Source organism: Halomonas sp. DP5N14-9 (assembly GCF_019802175.1).
GTDB lineage: Bacteria > Pseudomonadota > Gammaproteobacteria > Pseudomonadales > Halomonadaceae > Halomonas > Halomonas litopenaei.
The window spans coordinates 17,934-38,485 of the sequence record NZ_JAHVHR010000029.1; the positions used below are offsets into that span (position 1 = coordinate 17,934).

General features: G+C 67.1%; 11 protein-coding genes. All 11 read right to left on the reverse strand.

The genetic code is table 11. The features are described 5' to 3' along the window. Window positions 1-2: 2 nt before the first annotated feature. The 11 genes from KUW00_RS14945 to KUW00_RS14995 all read right to left on the reverse strand — a co-directional run bounded on the left by KUW00_RS14945 (window position 3) and on the right by KUW00_RS14995 (window position 20,545). A complete protein-coding gene (locus KUW00_RS14945) occupies window positions 3-1,433 on the reverse strand; it encodes an efflux RND transporter periplasmic adaptor subunit (RefSeq protein ID WP_222569460.1) in 1,431 nt (476 codons plus the stop codon). Beyond that, window positions 1,430-2,278 carry an efflux RND transporter periplasmic adaptor subunit gene (locus KUW00_RS14950; RefSeq protein ID WP_222569461.1) on the reverse strand — a complete coding sequence of 283 codons (849 nt, stop codon included), beginning with the start codon at window positions 2,276-2,278 and terminating at the stop codon, window positions 1,430-1,432. The genes KUW00_RS14945 and KUW00_RS14950 overlap by 4 nt, the downstream gene beginning before the upstream one ends. Beyond that, window positions 2,268-3,863, reverse strand: a complete 1,596-nt coding sequence (locus KUW00_RS14955; RefSeq protein ID WP_108133337.1) for a TolC family protein — start codon at window positions 3,861-3,863, stop codon at window positions 2,268-2,270. The genes KUW00_RS14950 and KUW00_RS14955 overlap by 11 nt, the downstream gene beginning before the upstream one ends. A 23-nt stretch (window positions 3,864-3,886) precedes the next feature. Beyond that, window positions 3,887-13,606 (reverse strand): VCBS domain-containing protein, encoded by a 9,720-nt coding sequence (locus KUW00_RS14960; protein WP_222569462.1) that lies wholly within the window; start codon window positions 13,604-13,606, stop codon window positions 3,887-3,889. 674 nt (window positions 13,607-14,280) lie between these two features. Continuing rightward, window positions 14,281-15,021, reverse strand: a complete 741-nt coding sequence (locus tag KUW00_RS14965; RefSeq protein WP_222516739.1) for an ABC transporter permease — start codon at window positions 15,019-15,021, stop codon at window positions 14,281-14,283. Window positions 15,022-15,116: 95 nt separating this feature from the next. Then, window positions 15,117-15,830, reverse strand: coding sequence for an ABC transporter permease (locus KUW00_RS14970; RefSeq protein WP_222516740.1), 714 nt, complete (start codon window positions 15,828-15,830; stop codon window positions 15,117-15,119). A 138-nt stretch (window positions 15,831-15,968) separates the two neighbouring features. Then, window positions 15,969-16,811 carry a transporter substrate-binding domain-containing protein gene (locus KUW00_RS14975; protein WP_222569463.1) on the reverse strand — a complete coding sequence of 281 codons (843 nt, stop codon included), beginning with the start codon at window positions 16,809-16,811 and terminating at the stop codon, window positions 15,969-15,971. 30 nt (window positions 16,812-16,841) lie between these two features. Continuing rightward, window positions 16,842-17,654 (reverse strand): amino acid ABC transporter ATP-binding protein, encoded by an 813-nt coding sequence (locus KUW00_RS14980; RefSeq protein ID WP_108133341.1) that lies wholly within the window; start codon window positions 17,652-17,654, stop codon window positions 16,842-16,844. A 7-nt stretch (window positions 17,655-17,661) separates the two neighbouring features. After that, window positions 17,662-18,846 (reverse strand): pyridoxal phosphate-dependent aminotransferase, encoded by a 1,185-nt coding sequence (locus KUW00_RS14985; protein ID WP_222569464.1) that lies wholly within the window; start codon window positions 18,844-18,846, stop codon window positions 17,662-17,664. Beyond that, entirely contained in the window at window positions 18,843-19,598 is a 756-nt protein-coding gene (locus KUW00_RS14990) for a class II aldolase/adducin family protein (RefSeq protein ID WP_222569465.1), read from the reverse strand. The genes KUW00_RS14985 and KUW00_RS14990 overlap by 4 nt, the downstream gene beginning before the upstream one ends. Next, window positions 19,595-20,545 (reverse strand): ABC transporter substrate-binding protein, encoded by a 951-nt coding sequence (locus KUW00_RS14995; protein WP_052704501.1) that lies wholly within the window; start codon window positions 20,543-20,545, stop codon window positions 19,595-19,597. The genes KUW00_RS14990 and KUW00_RS14995 overlap by 4 nt, the downstream gene beginning before the upstream one ends. Window positions 20,546-20,552: the final 7 nt, after the last annotated feature.

Consider the following 20,552-nt stretch of genomic DNA (forward strand, 5'->3'; position numbering starts at 1 on the left):
GGCTACCACCCCGTCCAGGCGCGCAGGGCCGACAGCGGCCGGCGCAGCAGGTAGTAGCCGAGACTGACCTCTTCGCCGTAGACCTTGGCGGTGCCGTGCAGCCCCAGGCGTACTTGGTTCGCTGTCGAGTCGGTCTGGGTATCGGTCCCCTGGTCGAGGCTCTGTCCGGCGCTGTCTTTCACCTCGGTCGGCGCAAGCTCGGCCAGCAGGCGATAGGCGGCGACGCCATCTGCGTCGGTCGAGGCTTCGTAGCTGGTCTGGGTGAGGCGCGCGCCGATCGGTTCCAGCGGACGGGCGCTGAGGAACACCTTGACCTCGGCCCCGGGTGCCAGGGTGATGGCGTCGGCGGCGGCCAGCTGGATCTCCACCGCCGGCTGATCGGGGTCGGCCAGGCGCAGGATGCGCTCGCCGGTGGCGACGGGGCGTCCTTCCCAGTCGTCGGGGTCGCTGTAGACCGCGACTCCCGCCGTCGGAGCCGTCACCAGGGTGCGTTCGAGCCTGGCCTCCAGTGCCTCCAGTTCGGCCTGGCGCTGCGCCTGCTGGCGCCTCAGGCGGCTTATATCGGCGAGCCGCGAGCGGTCGTCGAAGGCCAGGTTGCCGGCGGCGTCGAGCTCGGCGCTGGCCACCTCGAGCTGACGCCTGAGTACCCCGGCGCGGCCTTCGAGTTCGCTACGATCCAGGCGGAACAGGGGGGTGCCGGCCTCGACGCGTGAGTTGGGCTCTACCAGCATCTCGGCCACCACACCGTCCAACGGGCTGGTGATGGCGGCGCTGTCCAGCGACACGATCTCGGCCGGGGCCAGGGCCGACTGGCGCACCGGCAGGAACATCGCGGCGATCACTGCAACCAATAACAGCCAGCCGAGCCGACGACGCGGTAGCTGCCAGGCGCGGCGGCGTGGCGCCAGGGCCTGCCAGCAGTAGCGCCAGGTGGCGGCCAGGCCACCGAGCTGCTGGCGCAGCGCCTGGGGCGGTGGCTGCTCGAGCAGAAACAGCGCCCAGGCATGGTCGCTGGACGACTTTCGGTCGACGTCGGTGCCGCCGGGACCCAGCGGCACCAGCCACAGCACCTCTGGCCACCACTGGGCCCAGCCCTCGGCCAGGTCCTCGGGGAGTTCCAGTTGATCGCGCAGCAGCAGCCTGGGGCCATCGATGTCGTGTTGATCGAGTAGCCAGGCGCCGAGCCTTTCCACCCAGTTGACGAAGGGGGTGCGCTCGGTGGGCGTGGCCAGCCCCGAGACACAGCGCAGCCTGAGCGCGCCCCGGGCACGGCCCTCCACCACCAGGGCCTGACGAAAGCGCAGCAGCGGATAGGGGTCGTTGGCGATGGAGAAGGCCAGGGTGGTGCGTGACTCTGCGTCCAGCGCGCGATCTCGCAGGGCCAGGCTCAGTGACGCCAGCGATGCCGGGCGTGGGTGTTCGCTGGCGCTCATGGCGTGCCTTCGTCGCTGTCCTCTGTGGTGGGCGACTCGGCCACCAGGGTGGCACGCCCAGTCATGCCCGGCATCAGCTCGTCATGGGCCTGGTCGAGGCGTGCCTCGAGCTCGACGGTCTGGGCCACCGCATCGATGCGGGCACTCACCGCGCTGAGCGTGGCGGCGTAGCGCTTGCCGGTCTCGCTGACGTCAAGACTGACTGGCTGGCCTTCACCGAGCTCGGACAGGTGCGCCGAGGGGGCATTGAGCCGGACCTTGAGAGGGCCATCACCGACCAGATCGGCGATCGGCGTACCGGCGGCCATGGTCTGGAACGGCTTGACGTGAACCGCGGCGATGCGCCCGGCGAAGGGCGCCTTCAAGGTACAGCGATCACGCTGGACGGCGGCAAGGTTCAAGGCGCTCTGGGCCTTGTCGACCTCCGCCCGGGCCAGCGCCACCTCGAGATCGCCCACCGCGTCCAGGCGGCGCAGGCGGTCCTTGGCCTGGCTGTTGAGCCGGGCCACGCCGAGTTCGGTATTGGCCACGTTGACCCGGGCCTGCTCGATTCGGCAGTCGAAGCGGGCCAGCACATCGCCCTCGGCCACCGTAGCACCCAGCGACACGGCCAGCTCGTCCAGGGTGCCTTCCATGCGGCTCGACAGGGTCGCCTCCTGCTGGGGGGCCAGCAGGGCGCGCATGGTCAGCTCGCTCCGGCTTTGCTGTGCCGAATGCTGGGTCGACTGCTGGGTCGATTGAGGTGCCGACTGCTGGGCCGATGCTGGCGCCGACAGCCCGAGCAGGGGCAGTGCGAAACCGAGGAGCATCCCGGCCGAGCGCGGGCGAAGACGACTAGACGGCATCGGTTCCCCCCTTATCGGCGCCCGTCCCCGGCTGCGGGCGACGCGGCTCCAGGGTGGGCCCGCCGGCTGGCGCCGGTGGCTGGCCCGGGTGAGGCGCAATGATGCCTTGGCGCTCGTGGGTGGTCATGATCCGCTCGATCTCGCCGGCCAGGGTCTGTACATCGTGCTGGGCGACGGTCTCGGGCAGCACGTCCAGGCCCACCGAGTTGAACAACCGGCCCCAGGCGGCCTGGGCGCGGGAGTAGGCCGCCTCGCGCTGGTACTGGGACAGCAGGTAGCGGCTCTCGGCGCGAATCACCTCGAGCTCCGAGCCGATGGAAGAGGAGGCCGCGGCCTTGGCGTAGGCCAGCAGGTCCTCGTCCACCTCGAGGCTCTCGTCGCTGTACTCGAGCTCCTCGCGGGCCAGGTGGTAGCGCAGGGCGCCCACCCGCACCTGGGTCAGTACCGCCATGGACAGGGCGGTACGGCGCAGGTCGTCGGCGTCACCCTGGGTGTCCTGGGCTTCGTTCAGATCGGGATAGGACAACAGCTTCAACAGGTTCAAGGACACGTTGACGCCGGTCTCGGTCCAGTCGTTGTTGTACAGGTAGTCGTTGGAGTCGTACTCGATGCCCGCGCTGACCGTGACGTTGGGCCACAGCCTGAGCTTGGCGGCTTCCAGGTCGTTCTGGTTGACCCGCTTGCGGTACCACTCCTCCATGATCTCCGGGCGGTGCTGCAGCGCCAGCTGTTCCAGGCGCTCGATATCGCTGACGTCCGGGGGAAGATCCGGTTCCGGTTCGTCGGCCAGGATCAGGCGGGTACCGGGGGGCAGCGACATCAGTGCGGCCAGTTCGGTCTTGGCCAGCTCCAGATCCTGGCGGCGCGCGGTCAGCAGGGTGGTGGAGTCGAGCAGCGCGCGCTGGTAGGCCAGTACCTCCTGGCGTGGCAGCAGTCCCTGGCGCTGGGCCTCACGGGCGGCGTCCAGCGCTACCTCGGTGCGCGCCAGCAGTACATTGAGGCGAGGAATCAGGCGTTGGGCGGCCAGCGCCCGCCAGTAGGCGTTGCGTACGTCGCGCAGCACGTTCTGGGCGACCTTGCGCCGGCGTTCCTCGGCCATCAGCATCTGGTCGGCCTTCTGCTGGTTCTCGTAGTAGGCCAGGCCGAAGTCGAGCAGGCTCCAGGACAGGCCAAGGCCCGCGGTGGAACGGTAGCGCTGCTCCGAAGTGGAGGGCCGCAGGCTTTCCTCGCCGTCCTCGATACCGATGGAGGTGCCGCCGGAGTCGTTGCTGCGATCACTGTAGCCGGCCTCGGCGACGATACGTGGCAGCAGTTCATGGCGCGAGACGTCACGCAGGTTCGAGGCCAAGGCGCTTTCCATCAGCTTCAGGCGATAGTCGAGGTTGTACTTGAGTGCCCGGGCGGCGGCCTCGTAGAAAGTGACCGGCTGATTGAGCGGCTCCTGCAGGCGATACATCTGGGCCTGGTCGCTGATCGCCCGCTGACGGATCTCGGTGGCGTCGAAGGGCTGGGGCTCGAGGCTGGAGCAGGCACTCAGGGTCAGGCCGGCGGTGACCGCCAGCGTGGTGAGCGGTAGTCGATGCATGCGGTGTCCTTGTCGTTCGAATCTCACAGGTCCTGCTCCCCTCGCAGCGGCGCGGTGGAGCCGGCCATGGCCGTCAGTTGTGCGCGAAAGCCTGCAGCGACCCTGGGAGAGGCGCCGGAGGTCTCGTCTGGCCCGCGCCAGCCGTCCTGGGCCAGCGCTGCCGGCGCGAGGCGGTCGTCCCTGTCCACATCGGCGATCCATTCGGCCCCCGGCGGCAGCACAGGCCGGCCGTCATCTGCCGCGTCGCGGTTCGGCGCCTCGGCCGAGCCAGGTTGAGCGTCGCCCGGCGTCGAGCTTCGCGTCGGAATCGTCGGTTCGCCATTGGTACCAGTGGCGTTGTTCAGCAATTGTTCACGGGTGGGAGCGTAGAGGGAGGGATCGGCCAGCAGGCCATCCGCCGTCAGGTCGGTGCGGCCGTGGCGACCCAGCAGCAGCAATTGATCCTGCTCGGCGTACAGGCGACTCAAGGCTACGCCGCGTAGCACGTACTGGCCTGGCACCTCACCCAGGCCACTGGCCAGCGACGGGATCTGCATCTCCAGCGGCCGGACCAGCCAGGGCTGGGCGCCGTGGGACAGGCGCAGGTAGTCGAAGACCTGGCGGCTGTTGCGCTCGACCTCCGGGGTGACATAGACCACTGGGTCGACATCGCCGAGGGTGGCGCGCGACTGGCGCCCATCGTCCGGGCGCAGGAAGTGGGGGCCGGCGCCATCCCTGATCGGAATATAGGGTGCGGCGATATCCAGGGTCAGGGTCAGGGTGGCGGTGTCGCTGGCGCCGGCCTGGTCGGTCAGGGTGTAGACGAAGACCTCCTGCAACAGCGGACCCAGGCCGCTGGCGCGCAGTACCTCGCTGTTGGTGCGGTCGATAAAGTAGCGGTAGCTGCCGTCCGCCTCGATGATCAGGGTGCCGTAGCGGCCCGCCAGGCGCTCGCCGGGCGCCGCGCTGACGCCGTCCTGTGCCACCAGGGTGACCCTTTGGGTCTCGCCGTAGCGCTCGGCGTCGACGTCGGTGTCGTTGGGCAGCACATTGCCGGTGGCGTCGGGGCGGCTCGCGCCTCCGCCGATGTCCACGGCGTCGCCGCTGTCGTCGCGGGCCGTCGGTGTATCGTTGCGCCCATCGATGGTGATCGTCAGGCTGGCACTGGCGGGGCCGCCCCAGCGGTCCTCCAGCGCATAGGTGAAGACGTCGACCAGGGTCTGGCCGCTTTGACGCAACGCCTGGACCTCCGGGTTGTCGTCATCGACCTGGTAGCGGTAGCTGCCGTCGGCCTCCATCACCAGGCTGCCGTAGCGGCCCTTGAGTGCCTTGCCGAGGGTGCCTTCGGTGCCGGCGCTTGGGTCATCGCCGGTGCGAACGCCGGTCACCGTCAGGTTGGGGCCGAGCAGGTTGACGCCGAGGTTGATGTCGCCATCGACGTCGCTGTCGTTGTCGAGCACGTTACCCACGGCGTCCGCCCCGGGCGTGGCGTTGTCGCGGCCACCGGCCTCCACCGCCAGGCCATCGTCGGTGCCGGGCACCGGCGCCTGGTTCTGGCCGCGCACGAACACCGTCAGTTCGGCCAGGTCCACCAGTCCCGCCAGATCACGGGCCTCGTAGGTAAAGACGTCACGGCGGAACTCCAGGGGGCCAAGCCCGAGGATCTCGGCGTTGGACTGGTCGACCGCGTAGCTGTAGCTGCCGTCGGTAGCAAGCGTCAGGGTGCCGTACTGGCCTGTCAGGGTTATCGTGCCGGCGCTGGGGGTGGACAGGGCCCCGCCTGCGGCCTCGGTGCCGGGGCGGGCGCCACTCACGGCCAGTTGGTCACCGGCGTCGATATCACTGTCGTTGTCGAGCACATTGCCGCTGGGATCACGGCCGGTGCCCTGATCGCTGTCGGCCACCGCCAGGGCGACGTTGTCGGCGGCCACCGGGGCATCGTCGCGTCCCTCGATGGTCACGGTCAGACGCGCCGTGGTGCTGGCACCCAGGGGATCGACGCTGCGGTAGACGAAGACCTCGGTGAGGGTATCGTTGGCGGTTCTTAGGGCCTCCACCGCCGGATTGCTGTTATCGACCACATAGGAAAAGCTGCCGTCGGCGTTCAGGGTCAGGGTGCCGTAGCGTCCTGCCAGCGGCTGGCCGGCGTTTACCGTGGTGGTGTTGAAGCGGACCTGATCGACACTCAATGGCTGTCCATCCACGTCGTCGTCGTTGGTCAGGACATTGCCGCTGGGGTCGTCACCTGGGGTGGCGTTGGCGGTACCCCCGGCCTCCACCGCGATGGCCTTGTCGGCCACCGGGCTCGGTGGATCGTTGGCGCCGGTGACGGTGACGACCAGCTCGGCCAGGTCCGGATTGCCGGCGGTGTCGATCAGCCTATAGGTGAAGGTCTCGCTCAGGGTGGCGCCTGCCGCCAGGGCCTGTACGGCGGCGTTGTCGCCGTCGACCACGTAGCGGTAACTGCCGTCGGCGTTTACCGTGAGGCGCCCGTACTGACCATCGACGCTGGCGCTGACGCCACCGAGGCTGGTCATGGCGCCGCCGGCCGTCTCGCTGCCGGGGCGAATGGCGCCGACGGCGAGTGCACCCTGGTCGATGGTATCCACGTCGGCGTCGACGTCATCGCCGTCGTCATCAGCGATCAGATTGCCGGTGCCGTCCACCGCCGGCGTGGCGCCGTCGGTGGACGGTGCCTGGGCGCTGGTGGTGTTGTTGGTGGCGACGGGGTTGTCCTGGGCGCCTTCGATGGTGATGGTCAGCACCGCGATGTCATCGAGTCCCTCGGCGTCGGTGACCAGGTAGCTGAAGGTCTCGCTCAGGGTATCGCCCACCGCCAGGGCTTCGACGTCTGCGTTGTCGTCAGCGATGACGTAGGTATAGCTGCCATCCTGGTCGATGGTCAGGGTGCCGTATTTTCCGATCACGTTGGTGGCGCCGGTGACCTCATCGAAACTGCCTAGGAGCTCATCGCCATCGCGGATACCTGTGACCGCCTTGGTCTCGCCGTTGAGGTCGACGTCGGTATCGTTGGTCAGCACATTGCCGGTGGCGTCCTGGCCGGCGGTGGCGTTGCCGATACCGCCCGCCTCGATGGCCACGCCGCTGTCGTCGACGCCCACCGGGGCGTCGTTGGCGCCTTCGATGGTGATGGTGATGGTGGCCCGGGAGAGGACGCCCGCACGATCGCTGATTTCATAGACGAAGGTCTCGGGCAGCGTATTGCCGCTCAGCCTCAGCGCCTCGACGGCGGCGTTGTTGTTGTCGAGCAGGTACTCCGCCGAGCCGCTCGAGGAGATCACCAGGGTGCCGTAGGTGCCCTGGATACGGGTGGGCGAGGCGGGGTCGCTGTTGACCGCCTGCAGTGAGCCCGCGGTGGTGCCCGCCCGGACCACCGTCAGCACGTCGGGGTCGGCGTCATTGAGGTCGTTGTCGGTATCGTTGAGGATGACCAGGCCGTTGGGGTCGATGCCGCCGATATTGAAGCGTCCCCCGGCCTCCACGGCGATGGCGCTGTCGTCGTTGGCCTCAGGCTCGTCGTTAACCGCGATCACTTCGATGGCCAGGGTATCGCGGTCGGTCAGGGCGTCGGCGCTCTCGCCGGGAGTGCCGTTGCCGGTGTCCGGGTGGTCGCCGAAGTTGCCGTTGTCGCTGGTAACGAGGGTCAGGGTATCGTCACCGTTGAAGTTGGCGTTGCCGGTATAGGTCAGGGTGGCGAGGGCAGCGTTGATCTCGTCGACGCTGCCGGTGAGGATCAGCTCGCTGGTGCCGCTGCCTGACACACTGGCGCCACCGTCCCCGGAGGCGCTCAGGGTGCCGTTGTTGACGCTCAGGGTGGTGGTCAGGTTCTGGGCGGCGGGGGCGCTTGGGGCGCCGGGCGTCAGGGCGTCGGGGTCGGCGATCGAGATGCCGGTGATGGTAATGTCGGTGTCTTCGTCACCGGAGACCGGCGAGGCCGGCAAGGTGTGGACCGGGGCGTCGTTGAGTTCGACATAGCCGATATCGGCGTCGAAGGTGGTGTCGCCGTCTACGGCGCCGGTGATCAACGATAGGCTGCCGTCGTCGGAGGGTCCGCTGTCGATACGCGCCTTCAGCTCGCCGGCATCGGCGTCGGTGAGGCTTTCGCTGGCCGAGATGCGATAGCTGCCCTTGGGCAGCACGCCGAAGGAGTAGTTGCCGTTTGCGTCGGTGACGGTGTCAAAGGTGAGATCTTCGTCGTCATCGAAGTCGCCGTCGTTGTTGCCGTCCCAGGTCAGGGTCACACTGACGCCGGCCAGACCATCGCCATCGGGTGTCTTGCTGGTGTTGGCGCTGAGGGTGTCATTCCACAGGGTGCCTTCGATCAGCCCGAGACTCGCCCCGGCGGTCAACACATAGTCATTGAGCCCGCCGCTTCCGTCGGCATCGGTACGCTCGCCCGCTGCCGAGCCGTCGGGGCCGACATCGCTGCCAGCAAAGCCATCGAAACTGCCGTCGTCGGGCAGGCTGGACCAGGCAAGACGGGCCTCGGCGGCGGTGGCCGTCACCACCGCATCGTTGGGTACCTCGAGGCGATAGGACACGCTGACCTCGCTGCCCGGGTCGAGCTGTGCAAAGGTGACCTCGATTCCACTGGCGGTGGCGTTGGCCACGACTCCGGCCGGCAGGCCGCCCAGGCTGTAGCTCTGGCCATCGATGACCACACTGTCGATGACATAATCGCTGCCCGAGGGAAAGGCGTCGGTCAGCACCACATCGTAGGCGGGCATGCCGCCGTTCTGGGTAAAGGCAACGGTGACGCTGGCGGTGCCGGTGGTGTCATCCGGGGCCGGATTGAAGTCCACCACCGTCTTGGTCATTTCTTCGAAGGACGGCTCGACGATACGCTCGATCAGGGTGTCGCTCTTGCCGCGAACGCTGTCGTTGACGATCTCCTGGGCGAACACGCCCAGCGCGGCGCCGGACTCATTGCCCTCGGCGTTGGTGACGCGCACGTTGAAGTCGATGGAGATGCCTTCACGATTGGCGCCAGCGGTTTCGCTGTTTACGAGCCGGCCAAAGTCGAAGGTGAGCACCTGCTTGCCGCCAACGGTCGCGGTGGTCAGGATACCGACATCCATCAACTGCGCTGCCGTGGGTGATATCGCCTGGTCAAGGGTCAGTGCCTGGGCCAGGGCACTGGTCTCGTCACCGACCACGTTGAAGTCATCACCGATGCTCAGGTCGTTCAGTTTCGAACTCGACAGCCCACCGGCGTCGGAGATCAGCGCCAGGTTGATGCGGTTGTCGGCAAAGTCGACAAAGGACAGACCCGCATCCAGGGTCACTTGAAGCTTGTAGGAGTCGCTGTCGCCCTCGGGGGCCAGGGCGACCACCCGATAACGGATGATCTCGCCCACCGCCACGTCATTGGTGGCGGCCTGGCTGTCGCTGGCGTCGCCGGTGCTGTCGAGGCCACCGATGCGTGAAATATCCAGATAGCTCGCCACCGGTATCGCCAGGGTATCGCTGCTCCGGTAGTCATTGATGACATTGACGCCAGGCTCGCCGTCGGCGCCGGTGCGCTCGACCACTGGGCTGGTCTGGACGCCGTCGAGGCTGGTCCACTGCACGCTGGTCGAATTGTCCAGCGTCACCTGGTTGGGGGCATTGGCCGATACCGTCCCGTCGATGGTCAGGGTGACGATGTCACCATCTGCCAGGTCGAGATCGAACCCACTCTTGACGCTGACTTGATAGCCATCGGTGGCGTTGCCGGTGATCTCGAAGGGATTGTCGGCGCCGCTGACGTCGATGACAGAGCCGTTGATCGTCACTTGGCCGATGGTGGGGGACACCAGTTCGGGCGAGATGTCGCCGTTGACGTCCAGATCGAAGGCATCGACTCCCGAGGTATTGGACAGGGTGATGGTGTAGCTGACGGGGTCATCGGCATCGACGCCAAGGCCCGGATCGGAGGGAGTGGTCAGCGCCTGTTCGATGCTGACCGTGGGTTCTACCAGGGTGGTGGTCGGGCCCGTACCGGGCTGACTGACGTCGCGATCCACGGCGGTGCTGCCGTTTACCTCATCACCGTCGACATCCTGATAGGTCAGGCCCGCCTTGTGTTCGTGTTCGGTGCCTTGCTGGTTGTTGAGGGTGTTGGTGGCAATCAGGCGGACGCGCAGAACAAAGGTATTGTTGCCGGTGTCGTTGTCGCCGGTGGCGCCGGCGGCGCTGAAGGTGAACTGGCCATCGACGCCATCGACGCCATCGACGCCTAGGGTGCCTCCACTGCCGGCAAGGCCTGAGACGGAGACGCTGCCGGCGAAGTTGGCGCTTAAGTTGTTGCTGTCGGCGGATGCGGTAATCAGCCGATAGCCGGATCCGTTGTAGGAGGTATCCAGCGCCATGCCCGGCGGTATCAGGTCATTGACCCTGAGTTCCTGGGTAGTGCCTTCCGGCAGGGTCACCACGATGTCGTAGAACATCGACTCGCCGACCACCAGATCGGCGCCGTCGGTATGGCTGGCACTTGAGTCGTTATCAGTGGCGGCGCCGCCGTCCGCGAAGGTGGTCGTGATGGTTGGCGCCGCCACCTGCTGGGTCGCGTCGTCCTCGAGGTCCGTCGGGGTAAAGTCGGTGCCGCCGTCGACGCTTGCATAGTTGGTGAGCGTTGCCGTGGTGCCGAGGGTGCGACTGGCGCTGACCGCCGCGGCCACGGTCACGTCGTAGGTGATGACGATGATGTTGGTGCCGGCGGCGTCGCTGGCGCTGCCATCCCGCCCGGCCTGCAGGGTGGCCTGGCCGCCGGCATCCAGCAGGGTGATGGTGGTACCACTGACGCTATAGTCGGTGCCCTCGATCAGCACGCTGCCGTCACCGAGCGTCAGGGTCAGGTTGGCACTACCCAGGCTGTCGCCGACAAAGTCCAGGTCCGTGGGCAGTTCGATCTCGGTCGTCACGTCGAAGGCGCCGCCGCCGCCGGTGTTCTCGAGCAGGGTGGCCAGGCGCAGGGTGTCGCCGGCGTCGATGTCGGTGACGTCGCCGTCCACCGCCGCCGGGTCGGTGATGCTGCCGGTGAAGGGCGCACCCGCCGAGCCGGGCGCATTCCAGCTGCCGCTGGTGCCGCTGACGCTGCCGTTGGTCGAAGACACCACCCCATGGGTGATGGTGACGACCGGCTCGGCCACCGATTGCACCTTGACCACGTCCTGGGTCACCAGTTCGGTCTGGTCGAGGGTGGTGGTCTGGCGCGATTCGGCCAGCACATCTAGCGAGCGGCCGTCGGCGAAGGGCTGATCCCCCACCGTCATGGTAAAGCTCAAGGCGATGGTGCTGGCCTCTGTCGTGGACAGGTCTGCCAGGGTAAAGACGATGGCATTGCCGGGACCGCTCGCTACGCTGGTGATCTCGCCCGCCCAGCTGTTGTCCGCTGCCAGGGACCACTGGCCGGAGTCAGTACCTTGCGTCCAGCTGATACCGGAGGTGTCGAGCAGCGGCAGCGGCAGGTAGGCGATCAACTGGAAGTTCTCGTGGTCGCCGGTGACCAGCTCGTAGCGCAGGGTGAAGGTCACCTCGTCGCCGGGGGCCAGTTCGCTGACGCCTCCTTCGATGGCGATGTCCACCTGGCTGGTGGGCACCGTCAGTTCGGTGCTGGAGTCGTCGGTCTCGCTATCGCCGGTCAGGTTGTTCGGGTTGAGCAGCAGGGTGGCATCGACCTCGGCGGCATTGCCCAGGCTGTCGCCTTCGTTGATGGTAGGGTGGTCGGTCACGTCCTCGTCTGCATAGGCGTCGTCGATGACCGCGCGATAGCTGATCAGCGCACGGGTGGCGCCGGCGTCGATCACCCCATCGAAGGCGGCGTCGCCGGCGAGCCAGGCCTGGTCACCCAGAGCGTTCTGGATCGACAGGGCGATATCGAAGCCAAGGGTGGTGGTGCCATCGGCATTGACGCTGGTGGTGACCACCAGATCGATGGTGGTGGCGTCATCACCGCTGTAGAGGATCAGCGTCGGGGTGCCCTCGAGGGTCTGGCCGTCGCCGAGGGTATCGGTGACGACAAACTGACCAACGAGCTGGGTGTCCTCGCCAAAGGCGAAGTAGTCCGACAGCGCCATCTCCAGCTGGTATTCCAGGGTGTCACCCGGAGTCAGGCCGCTGGTGCCGGTATCGATGGCCAGGGTGGCGGTCTTTTCCAGGGTGATCGACTTGGCAACGAAGCTCAGCTCATCGCCGGTACCCTCGAAGCTGACCTTGCCGTCGGGATCGTCGGGATTGCGGTCGCGATCGTCCAGCGGCAGCCAGACGCCGCTGCCGGTGGGGGCGCCGAACTTGATCGTGGTGTCGTTGCCAGTCACCGGGTCGAGGACAGGGGCGCCGTTGGCATCGGTCTCCGGCACATAGAAGTCGACCCGGCTGGACTGGGCCTCGGTGAGGTTGTCGTAGGTCACCGTGTAGGAGGTGATGAAGGCATCGCTGTCGATCAGCGCCTGTATGGTCAGGTCACCGGTGTAGGTGTTGCCGCTGGCCAGGGTGATGGAGGTCAGGGTGCCGTTGCCGGGATCGATGGCGGTGACCTGAACGTTGTCCGGAACCGGCTGGGTGATGACTACGTCGGTCAGGGTCTGGGCGGTGGCCCCGGCGCCTGCCGGGCGCACCGTGGTGACCAGGCTGTGGGGGTAGTTCTCGCCGGTGGTGGTGTCGCCCTCGCTCATGTCGAGGCTCTGCTCCACCGCGATGACCGTGGGGGTGATGGTGAAGGCGACCGCGCTACCGATCAGGCTGGGGTCCTGCTCCGGGTTGGACAGGGCATCGTTGCCGAGCTCGAAGCCGGCCATGGCCTGGATGACCAGGTCCGGGCTGCCGTTGGTCTGGGAGGTGTCAGCCAGCTCACTGAGCTGGCCGGTAAAGGTGACGTCGATGCTTGGCTGGTCGCTGGTCAGGCTGGCGAAGGGCAGCGCCGCCACCACCAGGGTGTCGCCGGCCTGGGCGCCATAGGCCGAGGCCAGCACGGTGATCGGTTCGCCATTGGCGTCCTTTGCCAGGGGATGCACCGCCTCGCCGTTGGCGTCGAAGGTCACCTGGTAGAGGTCGAGTTGCCCTCCCAGGTAGCTTGCCGAGGTGATGACAATGCCATCGTCGACCTCGGCGCCGGCGCCGTCCTTGCCGGTAGCGGGCACGATCAACTGGACAAAGGGGGCGTAGCCCTCCTGGGCGGTGGAGGCATTGGACACGCTGACGGTGAACTGAAATTCCTCGCCCAGCGGCACCTCCGCGGCAGATTCGCCGAGCGACGCCGTCGGCTCGGCGTCGGCCAGCAGGCCATCCAAGGGTGCCAGGGCGGCGAGTGCCACGCCACGGTCGTCAGCCAGTTGCCCCTGTTGACGCTCCAGTTCCCAGTCGCCGCCCAGGCCACTGTGGCCGGTATCATCGGTGGAGGCGCCCACGTCCATGCCGGTGGCGCTGGCGAGACCTTGCACCAGTTCGAGCCCTGCGTCGGTGGCGCCGATGCGACAGCCGTAGAGCAGCAGGTCGGCGTCGGCCGTCAGTGCCTCGCGCCACTGGCCGAGGCTCGCCGTCAGGCTCGTGAGAGTGTCGTTGCCGACCAGGGTATCGCCGAGCTGAAACTGGCCTGAGGCGCCGTGGCTGAAGATCTCCACGCTCTCGACCTGGTCCATGCCGGCCAGGGCCGCGGTGATGGCCTCGATACCGTTTTCGTCGGCGTCGACCTCGAGCAGTTCGGCGTCGTCGGCCAGCCCCTCGCGGATCGTCTGGCGCTGGGCGTCGGAGAGGCGGGCGTCCACCACCACCAGATGGCGAGCCGGCGCTCCGCTACCACGGGGGCTGTCGCTGTCGCCCTGGGTGGCCGGTGCCTGGCCGTCGCCGTCTGTCGGCTGGTGCTGGTTGGTTTTCCACCGTCGCCATCGCTGGCGGGGTCGGGGGTGGCCGCCATGGCGCCATCGAACAGCAGGCGTGGCTCCAGCGCGATCAGCCGTGAACGAGTTCCCTTCATACCGACTCCTGCCTTTCCTTATTGTCACTGTATCGATGGCAGATGACGCTTTTAATGCCATATCTGCACAATACCCTAAACATAGACGTTGATTCTCATTCTGTGCCGAAAAAGTGGAGGAGTGGCTACGCGGATCAGGACGGTAGTGACAAGGCTATGGTAGGCGGCTGGCGCCAAGGCCCCAGCCCTTCACTCGAGGGCTGGCAGGGCCCTTTTTTGGGGGAGGGCGAACGCCAGCAATGCGCGCTGAAGCAAATAACGTGAGGGTTAACGCCGAAAACGATGTGGAATCGCCGACGATCCCGGGATGGACGTGAGTCGAGGACGGGCGAGCCGAGCAGGCGCGTGAGGAAAAGGAGAAAATGCACCCTGTGCCGGCGGTCGATCGACGTTGGCCGGCACAGGGAAAGGCGGGAAGGTCACATCGACATGGGCGTCGATGCCGGTGCGGATGGCGAAGCGACGTTACACCCGACGTGGTTGTCCAAAGGGGCGCCAGGCGCGACGTACCGGTTGTACCCCCGGGAAGTGGTGTTCGACCTGACGCAGGCACAGCGTCAGCACGATGGTCAGCAGCAGATAGACGGCGGCGATCAGCAGCAGTGGTTCGTAGGTCAGGAAGGTCTCGTCGCGAATGATGTTGGCCGCCTGGAGCAGATCCATCATGGCGATGGTCGAGACCAGCGGGATCGACTTCAGCAGCAGGATCATCTCGCCGGTGAGGGTGGGCAGACACAACTGTACCGCGCGGGGTAGCCACAGACGCCAGAATACCTGGAACGGGTTGAGGCCGAAGGCCCGCCCGGCCTCGCGCTCGCCTGGCGGTACGCTGAGCAGGGCGCCGCGCAGGATCTCGCCGCTATAGGCGCCGACCGAGAGGGTGAAGGTAAGGGTGGCGTAGAAGAACGGGTCGCGCAGCAAGCCCCAGAAGATGCTGTCCTGGATGCCGGGGATGCCTTCCAGCAGCCGACCCACCCCGTAGTAGAAGAAGAAAAGCTGCACCAGCAATGGGGTGCCGCGAATGACCGAGGTCACCGCCGTGGCCGTCCAGGCCAGCGGTCGGGGGCCCCTGATGCGTGCCATGGCCATGCCGACGGCCAGGGTGAGGCCGGCGATGGCCGATACCAGCAGCAGCCACAGGGTATTGATCAGGCCTTCGATGAGGTATTCCTGATAGAAAGGGTCGCTCAACCAGCTGAAGTCCATGTCAGGTCTCCCGGGGCTGGAGGTGAGAGTGGGGCTGGCCGCGTTTGACATGCCGTGAACGACCAAAGGGCGCAATGAAATGACACCAGCGCATATCAGGTCTCCCGGCTCTGGGGCTGTCCACGCCTGACCCGGCGCTCGATCAGCGCGAAGACCAGGTTGGACGACAGCGTCATCATCAGATAGAGCACACCGGCGGCGGCGTAGAACAGAAAATGCGCACGGGTGCTGGCGGCGGCCTGTTGGATGGTGAAGAACAGTTCGCTGTAGCCGATCACGCTGATCAGGGCGGTGTCCTTGATCAGGATCAGCCAGAGGTTCGACATCCCTGGCAGGGCGTTGGGCAGCATCGCCGGCAGGGTGATGTGGAGAAAGCGTGCCCAGGGGGAAAAGCCGAAGGCGTCGGCGGCCTCGAGCTGGCCCTTGGGGATGGCGGAGATGGCGCCGCGGAACACCTCTGTCATGTAGGCGCCCTGGACGAAGGCCAGCACCCCCACGGCGGTGACGAAGCCGTTGATGGCGACCTGCCCGGGCAGGCCCAGGGCGTTGGTCAGGGCGGTCAGCGCCTGGGAGCCGGCATAGTAAAGCAGGATGATCAGCAACAGCTCCGGCACCGCACGCACGCCGGTGGAGTAGGCGCCGCCGATTCCGCGCAGCCAGGCGTGTCGAGACAACCGGCAGGCGGCACCGACAAAGCCAAGCAGCACGCCGATGGCGTAGGCCAGGCAGGCGATCTGCAGGGTGGTGAGGGCGCCGTCGAGGATCGGTCCGGCCCAGTCGGCCAGCCCCTCCTGAGAAGCGTTGTTCATGGGGCATTCTCGTCGTGGGTGAAAGTCGCGATGGCAGCGGGCCTGGTGCGCATCCGGCGGCTGTTGCCGGCGTTCGACCAGGCCACGGCCTCAGGCAGAAGCGTCGTTCACACGAGCGCAGACATTTTCGTACAGGCCCTAGCCCACGCAGACGTCGGTGCCGAAGTAGCGCTCGGACAGCTCGCTGCAGATGCCCTGCTGATTGACCGCCTCGATGGCGGCGTTGACGTCCTCGGTCAGGGCGTCGTCCTCCTGGCGCAGGCCGATGCCGACGCCTTCACTGTAGGCCTCGTGGTGCGGCGCCGTGGCCTTGATCTCGAAGTCGGCGGCTTCATCGCGTTCGACCAGCTCGGTCATGGCGATCTCGTCGGCCAGGATCAGGTCCAGGCGGCCGGAGAGCAGGTCGCGATTGACCTGTTCGGCCTGGTCGTACAGACGGATGTCGACGCCGCTGTCGCGCAGGGCGCGACGGGCGTAGGTGGCGTTGGTGGTGGCGCTCTGCACCCCCAGCACCTTGCCGTCCAGGCCCTCGGGCGGCTCGATGTCCAGGGAGCGGGCGGCGACGTAGGCACCGGGCGTGAAGTAGTAGGGCGAGCTGAAGTCGATGACTCGCAGGCGCTTCTCGGTGATCGACATGGAGTTCATGATCATGTCGATGCGTCCGGCCTTGAGCGAGGGGATGATACCGCTCCAGCCGGTCGGGGTGATCTCGCACTGACGGCCCATCTGGTCGCAGATGGCCGATGCCAGTTCCACCTCGAAACCGGTCCAGTCACCGTCGGAGGAGGTGTAGGTGAAGGGCGGATAGGGTTCGGCGGAGATGCCGATCTTGAGGGGCTCGCCAGCGTCCTGGTTGGCTTCCTGGTCGGTCGCATGGGCGCTGCCGATGGTGGCGGCGCCGAGGGTCGTGGCGAGCGCGACGCCCAGGGCAAGGCGACGAGCGAGGTCGGCTGACGGGCGCAGGGGATGGGATACGGTCATGGGAACTCCTGGTTGTTGTGTGACTGGCAGTCAAGCTGCGGGGGCGATGAAGCGCCGGCAGCGTTCGTTGTCGCTGTGTTCGAAGATGCGCTCGGGGGGGCCGGCTTCGCCGACGACGCCGCGGTCGAGAAACACGATCTGGTCGGATACCTCCCGGGCGAAGGCCATCTCGTGGGTCACCATCAGCATGGTGCGCCCCTCGTCGGCCAGGCCGCGGATGACCCCCAGCACCTCGTTGACCCTTTCCGGGTCCAGCGCCGAGGTAGGCTCATCGAACAGCAGGATCTCGGGCTCCATGGCCAGCGCTCGGGCGATGGCCACACGCTGCTGCTGGCCACCGGAGAGAAACGCCGGGTAGGCGTCGGCGCGCTCGGCCATGCCGACGCGCTCCAGATAGTGGGCGGCCAGGGCGTTGGCCTTCCTGCGTGAGATTCCCTTGACCCGCACCGGGGCCTCGCTGACGTTGCCGAGCACGGTCAGGTGCGGCCAGAGGTTGAACTGCTGGAATACCATGGAGACCTTGCCGCGCAGGCGTTGCAGCTGATGGCGACTGAGCGGCATGTCGGTATGGCTGCTGCGGGGGCCCTGCTCGGTGAAGCGGATGCGTTCATCGGCGATGGACAGGCTGCCCTGCTGGGGCCGCTCCAGCAGGTTCATGCAGCGCAGCAGGGTGCTCTTGCCGGAGCCACTGGCGCCGATGATGGTGGTCACGGTGCCTTCGGCGACGCTCAGGGAGACGTCGCGCAGCACGCTGGTGTCCCCGTAGCGCTTGACGAGGTGACGAGCCTCGACCACGGGGGAGGTCGGGCTCAAGTCGTCGCTGGTGGTGACGGATGGTGGCATAGGCGACTCAGGGGCTGGTGACAAGACAGGCATCGGCAAATTCACGAAGCCGTGTTGCGGCGCGCCTCAGGCGCTCCGGGGGCTGGGTCAGGCTCAGCCGTACGAAGCCAGCCGCCGAGGGGCCGAAGGCCTCGCCGGACAGCACCGAGATGCCGCATTCGTCGAGCAGGCCATCGGCGAACTCGGCCGATGACAGACCAGTGGCGCGGATGTCGACCATCACGAACATGCCGGCGTCCGGGCAGATCGCCTTGACCGAGTCGGCGCCGTCGAGGGCGCGGCAGACGCTGTCGCGGCGCTCGCGGTAGGCGGCGTGCATGGTGGCAAGCTCGGGGAGGTCGCTGTCGAGCGCGGTGATCGCCGCGTCCTGGATAAAGTCCGGGCAGCCGTACAGCATGCACAGCGCCAGATTGTCCAGGTGCTCGATCAGCGCCTCGGGCGCGACCACCCAGCCCAGCCGCCAGCCGGTCATGGCGTGGGACTTGGACAGGCTAGAGATCACCACGCTGCGATTGGCCATGTCGGGCAGCGCCAGCGGGCTGTGGTGCTCGCCCTCGAAGATCAGCTCGGCGTAGACCTCGTCGGAGATCAGCCAGAGGTCATGGCGGTGACACAGCTCGGCGATCTGCTCCCACTGCTGCCGGGTCATCGACTGGCCGGTGGGGTTGTGGGGGCTGTTGAGCAGGATCGCCCGGGTGTTGTCGGTGATCGCGGCGGCGATATCGGCCACGTCGAGTCGAAAGCCGGCCTCTGGCCGCAGCGGCACTCGGGCCAGTCGTGCACCGGTCGACTGGATCACCGCCTCGTAGGTGACGTAGCTTGGCTCCGGCACGATCACCTCGTCGCCTGGATCGAGCAGGCACTGGGCGGTGGCGTAGAGCCCGCACTGGGCGCCGGCCATCACGATCAGCCGCTCGGGGGAGACCTCGACACCCTGATGGCGACGATAGTGGCGGCTGATGGCTTCGCGCAGTTCACCCTTGCCCTGGACGTCGGCATAGTGGGTCGCGCCGCGGTCGAGGCTTTGCTTGGCCGCCTCGATGATCGGGGCGGGGGTGGTGAAGTCGGGATCGCCCACCGACAGTACGGTGATGTCTTCACCGCTGGCCTGGCGCTTCAGCGCACGCACATGGATGTCCCAGGCGGCGGCGCCTTCGCCGGCGATGCGTTGGGTCAGGGCGGAGACTTTCATGGTGAAGGGTCCTTGTTGTCGGAAGCGGCGGGAGCGTCGATGCCGAGGCGGCGCAGTTCCGCCCGCCAGGCAAGCTCGGTGCCCTGGGGGCTCGCGGCCCAGTCGTCGTACTGGCGGGCGACCTTTTCGCAAAGCTCAGGACTGGCGCTGACCAGCGCCGCCCCGGTGGCCTGGGCCGCGAGCTGGGCCTGGCAGGAGCGCTCCAGGTCGCGCATGCGCAGAAAGGCGTCGCCGACGCTTTCGCCGACCACCAGCAGGCCGTGCTGGCGCAGGATCATGCTCATGTGCTCGCCGAGGTCACGCACCAGCCGTTCGCGCTCGTCCAGGTCGAGGGCGATGCCCTCGTAGTCGTGATAGCCGATGCGCCGATAGAACTGCATCGCCCACTGGTTCAGCGGTGCGAGGCCCTGCTCGAGGCAGGACACGGCGACCCCGGCGACGCTGTGGGAGTGCAGTACACAGTGGGCGTCGGGACGCGCCGCGTGGATGGCGCTGTGGATGGTAAAGCCGGCCGGGTTGATGCCGAGGCCGGTGGGATCGTCGAGCACCTGGCCGTGCTCGTCGACAGTCACCAGAGAGTCGGCGGTGACCTCCTCGAAGCGCAGACCGAAGGCATTGAGCAGGAAACGCCCCGGGGCGACTCGTGCCGAGATATGGGTCGAGATGCCGTCATCCATGCCATCCATGGCCATCAGCCGGTAGGCGGCGGCCAGGTCGCGGCGGATGCGCTGCTGGCGGCTGTCTTCGCTCACAGGCTCGCCTCCAAGGCGGCCAGGGCGTCATCGCCGTCGCGGGTGGTGACGCCTTCGAGGAAGGCAGCGCGCTTGTCGGGATGCTGCTCGAGCCACTCTCGGGCGACCTCATCGAGGTCACGCTCCTCGAGGCTGAAGGCCTTGATGAACTCGCTCTGCTCATGCGCGCTGAACACGAACTGGTCGAGCAGTCGGGTCAGGTTGGGATTGGCCTCGGCGAACTCGCTGGCGACGATGGTCTTGACGTCGCTGCGGCCGTTGTCGGGGCCGAACACGCCTTCGCTGTCGTCGAGAATGTGCACGTCGTACTCGGGGATCATCCAGTGGGGCGTCCAGCCGTAGAAGACGATCCAGCGCTGTTCGTTCACCGCCGCCTTGACTTCGCTGAGCATGCCGGGGGTCGAGGAGGACATGACCTCCCAGTCACCGAGCCCGTGGGTGTCGCTGTCGATGGCGGCGTGGATGAAGTCGGTCACGGTGGAGCCGCTTTCGATCGAGTAGAAGGTGTGCTCGAAACGCTCGGCGTTCTGCGCCTCGCCCAACTGGGAAGCGTCGGTGATACCGGCCTCGGCCACGTAGCCGGGCACGGCGAATCCCATGCGCGCGCCGGTCACGTTGTTGCCTAGATCGACGATGGCGTCCGCCGCCATGGCGGCGTCGTAGCTTTCCTGCTGGGCCGGCAGCCACCCGGCCAGAAAGGCGTCGCTGTCGCCGGTGGTCAGGGTCTTGTAGCCCACCGTGGAGCTGAGCTCCTGGCGTTCGACCTGGTAGCCCAGGGGCGCGACGAGCTGCGCCAGGATCTCGCTCTTGACGGTGACCCCGGGCCAGGGCGGGACGACCAGGCTCAGCTCATCGTCGCGGTCAGCGGCCTGGGCGGAGGCGGCGGCAAGGCCGAGCGCGGCTGCCAGGGCGATGGAACGGGGCTTGTGCGAGAAACATCGAGTCACGGGGAAC